Source organism: Clostridium arbusti SL206, assembly GCF_000246895.1.
GTDB classification, from domain to species: domain Bacteria; phylum Bacillota; class Clostridia; order Clostridiales; family Clostridiaceae; genus Clostridium_I; species Clostridium_I arbusti.
In genome coordinates this window covers 1-11,765 of record NZ_BAEV01000114.1, presented here as the reverse complement: position 1 = coordinate 11,765, position 11,765 = coordinate 1, and the positions used below count along the sequence as shown (strand labels likewise).

The window sequence follows — 11,765 nt, the reverse complement described above, 5'->3', positions numbered from 1 at the left end:
TAATTTAATATGATTATACAATGTGTACAAAATATAATCAATTGGAAAATATAAAAAAATAATATTAATTTTATCCCAAGGTATACAGTTATATAAGTTATTTTATAAGTAGTATAGTAGCATAGGAAAATACAATTTCCATGTAATCGTTATTATTTGATATATTATCAGTAAATTAGAGAATTTTTTTATAAATTAATAAAAAATTCTCATAAATTGTTGACATTCTATAAGGAATAAAATATAATCAAACAAAACAGTACAAAAACAATCAATATGGAATTTGTAATTCCGAATGATGTTTAGATGTACAAAAATTTAGGAGGAATGATTAAATGAGACAAGTAGCTATTTATGGAAAAGGTGGAATTGGTAAATCAACAACAACTCAAAACTTAACTTCAGGTCTTGCAACAATGGGAAAACAAGTAATGGTAGTAGGTTGTGATCCTAAAGCAGATTCAACAAGATTATTATTAGGTGGACTAGCACAGAAATCAGTTCTTGATACATTAAGAGAAGAAGGAGAAGATGTAGAATTAGATTCTATATTAAAAGATGGATTTGGAAAAATCAGATGCGTTGAATCCGGTGGTCCAGAACCAGGAGTTGGATGTGCGGGAAGAGGAATAATAACTTCAATAAACATGTTAGAACAACTTGGAGCTTATACAGACGATTTAGACTATGTATTCTATGATGTACTAGGAGACGTTGTTTGTGGAGGTTTCGCAATGCCGATCAGAGAAGGAAAAGCTCAAGAAATATATATAGTAGCAAGTGGAGAAATGATGGCATTATATGCAGCTAACAATATCTCAAAAGGTATACAAAAATATGCTAAGAGTGGTGGAGTTAGATTAGGTGGTATCATCTGCAATAGTAGAAAAGTTGAAAATGAATATGAATTACTAGATGCATTTGCAAAAGAACTAGGAAGTCAATTAATACACTTTGTACCAAGAAGTCCAATGGTAACAAAGGCTGAAATAAATAAACAAACTGTTATACAATTTGACCCTAAAGCAGAACAAGCTGAGGAATACAGACAATTAGCAAGCAAAATTGATGGAAATGACATGTTCGTTGTACCAAAGCCAATGTCTCAGGAAAAATTAGAAGAAATATTAATGCAATATGGATTAGTAGATTAATAAATTTAAATTAGTTTTTCTAGGTTGCAAATTTGAGAAATATATCATTATAAGTTTTATGTAATTTAAACCAAAATATATTAAATGAATATATATAAATAAATTTAGATTAAATATTTTATTGAATAAAGAGAATTAAAAATGGAGGTATAAAAATGCCATTAAAATTATTTAAATGTGATGAAACGATACCTGAAAGAGAAAGGCACGTTTATATAAAAGAAGAAGGAGAAGATTTAACTCAATATTTACCTGCTTCAAATGTAAATACTATTCCAGGAACTTTATCAGAGAGAGGATGTAGTTATTGCGGTGCTAAACTTGTAATTGGTGGTGCACTTAAAGATACTATTCAATTAGTTCACGGACCTATAGGTTGTACTTATAACACTTGGCATACAAAAAGATATCCTAGTGATAATAACAATTTTCAGTTGAAATATGTTTGGTCATCAGACATGAAGGAAGGAAATGTTGTATTTGGTGGTCAGAAAAGATTAAGGGACAGCATAATGGAAGCTTTTAAAGCTTTCCCAGACGTTAAGAGAATGATGGTATATGTAACTTGTGCTACAGCGTTAATTGGTGATGATGTAAAAACTACTGCTAGAGAAGTTGAAGAAGAATTGGGAGATGTGGATATATTCTGTATACAGTGCCCAGGTTTTGCAGGAGTGAGTCAATCCATGGGACATCATGTATTCAATATAGACTGGATGAAAGAAAAAATAGGAACTTACGAACCAGAAATAAAAAGTGAATATACTGTTAATGTCATTGGTGACTATAATATTCAGGGTGATACTTTTGTAGTAAATGATTACTTAAATAGAATGGGTATACAGGTAATAGGTCACTTTACTGGAAATGGAACTTATGATGCCTTAAGAGGTATGCACAGAGCTAAATTAAATCTTACAAACTGTGCTAGATCAGCAGGGTATATAGCTAATGAATTAAAAAAGAAGTATGGTATACCAAGAATGGATGTTGATACTTGGGGTTATGACTATGCAAAAGAAGGTCTAAGAAAATTAGGAGCATATTTTGGTATAGAAGATAAGGCTGAACAGGTAATTGCTGAAGAAGATGCAAAATGGGGAGAAAAGAGAAAGTGGTATAAAGAGAGACTAGCTGGTAAAAAGGTATGTATATGGACAGGTGGTCCTAGATTGTGGCACTGGACTAAGGCTTTAGAAGATGATTTGGGTATGGAAGTAGTAGCTATGTCTTCTAAGTTTGGTCATCAAGAAGATTTCGAAAAAGTTATTTCTCGTGGAAGAAAAGGAACTATATACATTGATGATGGAAATGAACTTGAATTCTTTGAAGTTTTGGAAATGATTAAACCAGATGTAGTACTTACAGGGCCTAGAGTAGGCGAGATGGTTAAAAAGTTACAGATACCATATGTTAATGGACATGGATATCATAATGGACCTTACATGGGATTTGAAGGATCTGTAAATATGGCTAGAGATATGTATAATGCTATAAATTCTCCTCTTTGGGGATTATCTAAAAAAGATATCAGGCAGGAGGTATAGTTATATGGAAAAGAAAATTGATGAAATACTTGAATTTATTCAAGAAAGATGTTTGTGGCAATTTCATTCAAGAGAAAAGGACAGAAAAGAAAATATAAATGGAGTTTTCAGTTTTCTACCTAAATTATTAAGCGGAGAGAATATTTCTACTAAAGAATTAGAACCTAAAGAAAAATGCTCTTATGCAGATGCAAAAATTCTTTCGGATCAATTATTAGAAAGATTTTCTTTCATAAAGGAAATAGATGAAAAAGAAACAAGTGAATTATTAAGTGGTGTTAAAGACAAGCTTGTTGATGTTGTTATAACAAAATGTAGAAATGAGGAATTGAGAGTCCCATTCTATTAAACAAAAACCCAATATATAAGTTGCAGACGACTTATTTTAAATAATCTTATTTATGCAACTTATATATTCTAAAAGACTAGCGTTTTCTAAAATATTCGAGAGGTGATAAAATGTCTGTTTCAATTATAAAAAAAGAACGTACAGGTGTAATAAATCCTATTTTTAACTGTCAGCCTTGTGGGGCTCAATATGCAAGTATAGGAATTAAAGATTGTATAGCATTGGTACATGGTGGACAAGGATGCTGTACTTTCGTAAGACTTATGTTTGCTCAGCATTACAAAGAAAATTTTGATATTGCTTCTTCTTCAATACATGAAGATGCTGCTGTTTTTGGTGGAACACAGAGAATTGAAGATGGTGTAGAAACTCTTATAAATAGATATCCTGATTTGAAAGTTATACCTATAATTACTACTTGTTCAACAGAAACTATAGGTGATGATGTTGAAGGTACTATAAGAAAAATAAATATGAGCTGGAAGAAGAAACATCCAGATTGTAAAGTTAAGTTAATTCCTATGCATACTCCAAGCTATACTGGTAGTCAAGTAAGTGGATATGATGTTGGCGTTCTGTCACTTGTAACTGAGCTTGCGAAAAAAGGTGAACCTAATGGGAAGTTAAATATATTCACAGGATGGATTAATCCAGGTGATGTTGCAGAGGTTAAAAGTATTTTATCTCAGATGGGAGTAGAAGGAAATATATTACTTGATGTTGAAAGCTTTGATGCTCCTATTATGCCTGACAAGTCTGCTCTTGCTTATGGAAGTACAACTGTAGAAGATATTGCTGACAGTGCTAATTCTGTTGGATCTGTAGCTGTTTGCAAATATGAAGGTGGACGTGCTGCTACATTTTTAGAGGAAGAATTTGATGTGCCAGCAGTATTAGATTCGATGCCTGTTGGAATAGAAAATACAGATAAATTCATTAAAAATATAAGCAAGCTTACAGGTAAAGAAATACCTGAATCTTTAGTTATTGAACGTGGAAAAGCTATAGATGCAATGGCTGATCTTGCACACATGTTCTTTGCAAATAAGAAAGTTGCTATTTATGGAGATCCTGATTTAGTAATGGCGCTTGCTGATTTTTGTATAGAGTGTGAATTAGAACCTGTACTTCTTCTTTTAGGTGATGATAATAAAAAGTATGCTAAAGATCCTAGGCTTGTTGATTTAGAGAAAAGAGCTAATTGTAATATAGAAGTTATTTGTAATTCTGATTTATGGGAATTGGAAAGAAGAATAAAAGATAAATCAATTGAGCTAGATTTAATCATGGGACATTCAAAAGGAAGATATATTGCTATTGATAACAATATACCTATGGTTAGAGTAGGATTCCCTACTTTTGACAGAGCTGGACTTTGGAAACATCCTATTGTAGGTTATAAAGGTGCAGAGTTCCTTGCAGAAACTATTGCCAATACCTTATTTACAGATATGGAGAATAAACATAATAAAGAATGGTTATTAAATGTTTGGTAATGAATTAATATTTTAGAAAAATGTATAAATTAAAGATTGATGTGTATAGCCAAGTTTTGAAATTGAAACTTGGCTATACATATAAGTGTTTTTGTATAGAAGAAAACTTTTAGGGGGGAATATTATGTCAATTGTTGCGGAAAGTATAGAATTCCACGGAACTTTAAGTGAGCTATATCAACTTGCTAAAGAAGGAAAGATTAAAACTAATTTACAGGGAAGCCATACAAGACCATGTAAATTTTGGACTGCTACAAAGATTTTAAGTGGTATTAAGAACTCTGTTATTGTTACTCATGGTCCAAGTGGATGTGCTTATGGAGTAAAACATGCATATAAACTAACAAATTGTCGTAATAGTGGAGCTGCATATGAGCCTGTAATAAGTACAAATATTGGGGAGAAAAATGTTATTTATGGTGGGGAAAAAGAATTAAAAGGTGCCATCAAAGAAGTTGATACAAAGTACAAACCAGATGTTATTTTTGTAGCAACTAGTTGTGCTACCGGTATTATAGGCGATAATGTAGATAATATTATAGATGGAATGAAGCCTGATGTGAACGCTAAGCTTATGTCAATACACTGTGAGGGATTTTCAGGTGAATATAGAACTGGATTTGACCTTGTATTCAAAGAAATAGTAAGTCTTATGGATAAACCTACTGAAGAAACTAAAGCAGAAATGGCTCAGACAGTTAATATTGTAGGTGGAAAAATGGGTGCGGAACGAACAGAAGTGGATACAGACGTAAAAGAATTAGTTAGACTTATAAAAGGTATGGGAGCTAAAATAAACTCTGTTATTGCAGGAGATTGCACGTTAGATGAGATTAAAAATGCACCTAGTGTAGCAGTTAATTGTGCCTTATGTCTTGATATAGGCTATGCTATCAGTAAAGCAATGAAAGGAAAGTATGGAACGCCTATTAATTCTACAATACTTCCTTATGGTATTGCTGCTACAGAAAGATGGATTAGGGGAGCGGCTAAGTATTTAAAAATGGAAGAACAAGCTGAAGCCTTAATGCAAAGAGAATATGATGCGATAAAGGAAGAGTTTGAAGAAAGTAAAAAGATTTTACAGGGGAAAATTGCTATTGTGGAAGGGCATGACGCGGTTAAATGTCTATCTATTGCACATATGTTGAAAAGTGATTTTGGGATGAGACCTATTATATTTAACTTCCATCCTTGGAGTACTGAAGCAAGACAAACAAGTATAGATTATCTATTAGAAACTGGAATGGATCCTGAAATATTAATAACAAAAGGTACTTTGGCTTTTGGCAAATATGAATCCATGAAGCAGACAGAAGATGAATTACTAGCATTCTTAGGAGGGATAGATTCGAAATCTGTAGTATATTTTGGATCATCTTTAAGTTTTCCTAATATTCCTTTGGTAGATTTAAATGCTATATTAAATCGCCCAAGATTTGGATATAGAGGAGCTCTAAAAGTAGCTAAGTGTATTAATACTGCTTTAAAATATTCTTTTAGACCTAGAAGTTCTATATTCAAGGAAATGGTGTTCCCGAAAGAATCTGGTTTGGCTTCTTCACAAGCTTTAACACCTAAATTAAGCCAAGATTTGCCTGATTGTACTGTATATGCTCAAAAAAGGAGGAGAGGACAATGTATGATGAATTAACTTTTGATCAATGTAAGGATAGTAAAGATCCCATTGTAGGTTGTGCCTTAGAAGGGGTAGCAAGTGTAATAGCAGGAATAAAAAATGCCAGCGTTGTAATTCACTCACCTCAGGGATGTGCGGCAACAGTTGGATCCGCTTATGATGCACATGAAATTGATTTTACACAAAGGAAAATAGGATGTACTCGTCTTTTTGAATCTGATGTTATAATGGGAGCATCAAATAAGTTGAAAAAGTTAATAAAAGATGCAGATAGTACTTTTAATACGAAGGTTATATTTGTACTGGGTACCTGTGCTGCTGATATTATAGGTGAGGACATGGAAGGTATTTGTAGAGATCTACAATCCAGTGTCAACGCTAGGCTTATTCCAATTATGGCGGGTGGCTTTCGTGGAAATGGTTATGATGGCTTAAATATAGGTTTGAATTCTTTGTTGCCTTTTATAAAGAAAGTTGAGATTAGAAATAAAAAAAGTGTTAATATAATTGCTCCTCAAGCTAATTTGAATCCTACTTGGTGGGCAGATTTAGAGTGGGTTACGGATATTTTAAAAAGTTTGGATATTGAAGTGCAAACAGTACTATCTAGGGATTTATCCATTGAGGATTTAGAAAATGCAGGTGTGGCAACGGCTAATATTATTTTAAGCCATGATGTAGGTTATGAGTTTGCAGAAGAAATGAGCAGTGTCCATGGTGTACCCTTGATTCTTGATGATATACCTTTGCCTATTGGTTTGAAAAACACTGAAAGATGGTTGAGATGTCTTGGAGATTATTTCAATGTTAATGATAAGGTAGAAGAAATTATAAAAAAAGGTGAGAATATGGTTACAGATATTCTTAGAAAAAGAGCACTTATGATGATTCCTCGCTATCATAATTGTAGAATAGCTCTATCTGCTGATGCTACTATGGGGATTGGGTTGGTTAGAATGTTATTTGAAGAATTAGAGATGATTCCAGAAGCTATACTAATTAGATCAAATACTCCGGAAGCGCGTAAAATTCTAGGCGATGAGTTGAAATCTCTTGGGCTAGATTCTAAGGTGGCTTTTGAAGTGGATGGATATCAAATAAAAAAAGTTCTTAAAGATATGGATGTTGATGCTGTTTTGGGATCGGCATGGGAAAAATATATGGCAGAAGAAGTTGGAATTAAAATTGCTTTTGACATCCTTAGTCCAACAAATATGGATGTTTATTTGGATAGAGCTTATTTTGGATATAAAGGTATGTTAAATATTCTTGAGATTATTGCAAATGACTGGGAAAGAGCTTATCGTTCAAAAGAAATAGATGCAGAAAAATGTATATAGAAGTCTATAAATAAAAACTATCGTTATGCAATTATTAGCAATGCGGTAGTTTTTAATTGTACAATAGAGTTCGTTGTATTTGTACATATAATCAAATAAAAAAATATTGCCCAGGTTGCAAACTTGAGCAATATATCACATAAATAAATAATTTAAACCATAAGAATTCTAACATCTCATAGTTCATTTGTCAACTTAAAAAATATTAGACTAACTTCTATAGTTAATTCCTCTCTTAAATTCATAAATCTTAATCTATTATTAAATATTCTTATTAGTTTCTATAAATTAGGAGGCGGTGTTATGAAAAATACAAAAAGTATAGATTTAGATGAAAAAGTTGTGTTCAATATTTCTAGATTAGGCGTTAAAACTATAAAAAATAAAAATATTGCTATTGGAATATTAATCATTATGCTAGCTGCAATATTTTTATTATCATTTACACTTGGGAGATATGCTATTCCTTTGCCAGAGCTACTTAATATTTTAATAGGAAAATTTCTAAATCTACCTGCTACTTGGCCTAAAAGCGAAGAAATGGTATTATTCCAAGTGCGTATTCCTAGAATTTTTGCAGCTTTATTGATAGGAACTGCACTGTCGGCCTCTGGAGCAGCTTATCAAGGTTTGTTTAAAAATCCTATGGTTTCACCTGATATTTTAGGAGCTTCATCTGGTGCTGGAGTAGGTGCCGTAATAGCTATACTACTATCTTTTGGTAGCGTGGGTATGCAATTAATGGCATTTATAATGGGTCTTATAGCTGTAGCACTTACATATATCATTAGTTCTATTATTGGAAGACATAGAAGCTCAATTGTACTCTTGGTACTAATTGGTATGGTAGTTTCAAATATATTTTCAGCTATTATATCAATTACTAAGTATTTGGCTGATCCAGATAATAAGCTCCCGACTATTACATTTTGGCTTATGGGAGGTCTGTCAGTTATTGATGGTAGTGACATACTAATGTTTCTTATACCATTTACATTGGGGATTGTTCCACTTATTCTTATTAGATGGAAAATAAATATACTATCTTTTGGAGATGAAGAAGCTAAAACATTAGGTGTTGATACACGCAGAATGCGACTGATTATAATTATATGCTCTACTATGCTTACTGCAGCGGCGGTTTCTATAAGTGGAATGATTTCGTGGATTGGACTTATAATTCCACATATTGCACGGATTATAGTTGGTCCAAATTATAAAATACTTTTACCTGTATCTATGATTATAGGAGGTGGATTTCTGTTACTAGTGGATGATTTTGCACGTAATATGTTTACCCTGGAGGTACCTCTTGGTATATTAACTTCTATTATTGGTGCTCCATTATTTTTGTATTTGCTATTAAAGAGTAAGAAATCTTGGGCTTAAAAGCAGAGATTACTGAAAATATAAACAAAAATACAATAAAATCACCATAGAAATTGTTGATATGCAATTTCTATAGTGCTTTCATCAATAATATAAATTAGCGCCGAGAAATCAATTTTAAAGCAATTCATCTTTAGTTAAGTTTCGGCAATAATTTTACCCATTTCACTAATATCATATCCGCCTATCCCTAAAACTTCCATTCTGAAATCTTCTGACTTAAGTATGTCTAAAATGGCTAATATTTCAGGTTGATTTATGTCTTCCTTTTTTATAATTAAGTCATATTTTTCTTTCTGAATAGGAATAAAGTCTACTCCTTGAACTTGGGAGCAAGCTTTTTCATTTCCTATACCTAAATCTGCACCTCCTCTAGCAATTATACTAGCAGTTGCTAAATGAGAAATGCATTCTCTTGAGTATCCGAGTATATCTTTACCAATAATATTCATTTTGCGTAAATGTTCATCTAATAGAATCCTAGTGCCACTTCCTTTTTCTCGATTAACTATAAATATATCCGATCTTTTAAAATCATCCCAACCTTTTATTCCCTTTGGGTTGTCTTTAGCTACATAAAAACCTTGTGTTCTCCCAACAAAGCGTACAATTACAGCAGGGATACCAGGGAGCATTCTTTCTACATAAGGAATATTATATTCACCGGTTTTGCCATCCCAAATATGGGCTGTTGCTACTTGAACTTTCCCACAGTATAGTGCGTATATGCCGTTGTAACTACCTTGATAGGATCTTAAAACTCGTATTCCATTAGCATAGCAATCAAGATAGCGGCATAAAATATCTAAAATTGGATCTTGACCAGATATAACAAAACTATATTCGTCTAAAGATTCTTCATTTTTAGGCATTGTATCAGATAATGCATGCGCCAATATGTTTGGAGGACTTGTATGAGTATCATTGGATTTTATATTCTTAGTTTTATTTTTATATGCTTCAACGTCCTTTAAGTCAACACGCACCTTTTTTCCTACTCTATATGAGTTTATTTCTTTTTTCTTAATTAAATCATAAACTGTACTTTTAGAGATTTTTAATATATCCGCAATCTCTTGAGGTGTAAGAGCTGTATCTATATCCATATCCGTATTTCCTTCCATGATTATTTTATATCTATTATAATTACTAATATCTATTTTATAATAAACACTTTAATATTAAATTATTTATAAAAATGATTATAATTTATACTACTAATATTATAGCATATAATAGTAACTAATTTATAAAAAAGCCAATAAACTAATTAAATTTTACTAGAATAAGAGATTTAGTTTATTATGAAAACATATTCAAAAAAATATAGAGCGTTATTTGTTATATTGACATAAATTATTAACTAATCTTAATAATTTATCAAATAAATTCCTGAATTTGTTGACTTTTAACAAATGCTAACATATAATTAAATACATAAGCAGAAAACTTATTTATATGAAAAATAATTATTTCATATAGTTACATCAGAATGTGCAGGATTTAAAGGGAGGAATTTTAGAATGAGACAGGTAGCTATTTACGGAAAAGGTGGAATAGGTAAGTCAACAACAACTCAAAATTTAACTTCAGGATTAGCAACAATGGGAAAGAAAATAATGGTAGTAGGTTGTGATCCAAAAGCAGATTCGACAAGATTATTATTAGGTGGACTTGCACAGAAATCAGTTCTTGATACATTGAGAGAAGAAGGAGAAGATGTAGAATTAAGTTCTATATTAAAAGATGGATTTGGAAAAATCAGATGCGTCGAATCCGGTGGTCCAGAACCAGGAGTTGGATGTGCAGGAAGAGGAATAATAACTTCAATAAATATGTTAGAACAACTTGGAGCTTATACAGACGATTTAGATTATGTATTCTATGATGTATTGGGAGACGTTGTTTGCGGAGGTTTCGCAATGCCAATGAGAGAAGGAAAAGCCCAAGAGATATATATAGTAGCAAGTGGAGAAATGATGGCATTATACGCAGCTAATAACATCTCAAAAGGTATATTAAAATATGCTAAGAGTGGTGGAATTAGATTAGGTGGTATCATCTGTAATAGTAGAAAAGTTGCAAATGAATATGAATTACTAGATGCATTTGCAAAGGAACTTGGAAGTCAATTAATACACTTTGTACCAAGAAGTCCAATGGTAACAAAGGCTGAAATAAATAAACAAACTGTTATAGAATTTGATCCTAAAGCAGATCAAGCTGAAGAATATAGAGAATTGGCAAGAAAAATAGATGGAAATGACATGTTCATTGTACCAAAGCCAATGTCTCAAGAAAAATTAGAAGAAATATTAATGGAACACGGTCTTACAGATTTATAATAGTATAGATCTTGTTAAATAAAAGAATAGCTTTTGGCTATTCTTTTATTTTTCACATCAAATTATTTTAAAGATTACTTTTAGGCATGTGAAAATAAATAACAAGTGAAAGATGCGACGTATATTTTGAAATATACAAGGAAACAGGTTCTGATGATAGTGGTGCTATCAGAAGGTTCTGTTAACGTAGTATAATTCAAAATAGACTAGTATACTGACTTGTTATTTATTTGAAGATGACTTATATGAATTAATTATATAAGGTGAGCTATTGATAATTTGTTATTTTATATAGTTATATAATGTGAATTTATTAATTTATATTATTTCTAATTGAAGCAAGTTCTTAATTCATGTGGGGATTCTTTTACCCCATCTGAATTTTAGAACTGCAAATGCATGGCTTACTTGGCGTTGAACTCCCACTTGAAGAAAAGCAGAGAACCAAAATCTTCTTTTTGATTTTGTGTGAATCGCTTTCACAGAGTGCGTAGGAGACTTACACC

Annotated in this window: 9 protein-coding genes; 8 read left to right on the top strand and 1 reads right to left on the bottom strand. The window is 31.8% G+C overall.

From position 1 onward, the window contains the following. Window positions 1-335: 335 nt before the first annotated feature. The 7 genes from nifH (RH99_RS15850) to RH99_RS15820 all read left to right on the top strand — a co-directional run bounded on the left by nifH (RH99_RS15850) (window position 336) and on the right by RH99_RS15820 (window position 8,914). Entirely contained in the window at window positions 336-1,154 is an 819-nt protein-coding gene (gene nifH / locus RH99_RS15850; RefSeq protein WP_010240511.1) for a nitrogenase iron protein, read from the top strand. 155 nt (window positions 1,155-1,309) lie between these two features. Next, window positions 1,310-2,701 carry a nitrogenase vanadium-iron protein, alpha chain gene (vnfD, locus tag RH99_RS15845; protein WP_010240510.1) on the top strand — a complete coding sequence of 464 codons (1,392 nt, stop codon included), beginning with the start codon at window positions 1,310-1,312 and terminating at the stop codon, window positions 2,699-2,701. 4 nt (window positions 2,702-2,705) lie between these two features. After that, on the top strand, window positions 2,706-3,050 hold the full coding sequence (locus RH99_RS15840; RefSeq protein WP_010240508.1) for a Fe-only/vanadium nitrogenase subunit delta: 345 nt from the start codon (window positions 2,706-2,708) through the stop codon (window positions 3,048-3,050). A 110-nt stretch (window positions 3,051-3,160) separates the two neighbouring features. Next, window positions 3,161-4,546, top strand: coding sequence for a nitrogenase component 1 (locus tag RH99_RS15835; RefSeq protein WP_010240506.1), 1,386 nt, complete (start codon window positions 3,161-3,163; stop codon window positions 4,544-4,546). A 124-nt stretch (window positions 4,547-4,670) separates the two neighbouring features. Beyond that, window positions 4,671-6,200, top strand: coding sequence for a nitrogenase component 1 (locus RH99_RS15830; RefSeq protein WP_010240505.1), 1,530 nt, complete (start codon window positions 4,671-4,673; stop codon window positions 6,198-6,200). Continuing rightward, a complete protein-coding gene (locus RH99_RS15825) occupies window positions 6,185-7,525 on the top strand; it encodes a nitrogenase component 1 (RefSeq protein ID WP_010240503.1) in 1,341 nt (446 codons plus the stop codon). The genes RH99_RS15830 and RH99_RS15825 overlap by 16 nt, the downstream gene beginning before the upstream one ends. A 303-nt stretch (window positions 7,526-7,828) precedes the next feature. Beyond that, a complete protein-coding gene (locus RH99_RS15820; RefSeq protein ID WP_010240501.1) occupies window positions 7,829-8,914 on the top strand; it encodes a FecCD family ABC transporter permease in 1,086 nt (361 codons plus the stop codon). Window positions 8,915-9,051: 137 nt separating this feature from the next. Here the strand turns inward: RH99_RS15820 and RH99_RS15815 are convergent, their stop codons facing one another. Beyond that, window positions 9,052-10,020, bottom strand: a complete 969-nt coding sequence (locus tag RH99_RS15815) for a substrate-binding domain-containing protein (RefSeq protein ID WP_010240499.1) — start codon at window positions 10,018-10,020, stop codon at window positions 9,052-9,054. Window positions 10,021-10,437: 417 nt separating this feature from the next. Between RH99_RS15815 and nifH (RH99_RS15810) the strand changes: the two genes are divergently transcribed. Further along, window positions 10,438-11,259 (top strand): nitrogenase iron protein, encoded by an 822-nt coding sequence (gene nifH, locus RH99_RS15810; RefSeq protein ID WP_010240497.1) that lies wholly within the window; start codon window positions 10,438-10,440, stop codon window positions 11,257-11,259. The last annotated feature ends 506 nt before the right edge of the window (window positions 11,260-11,765 follow it).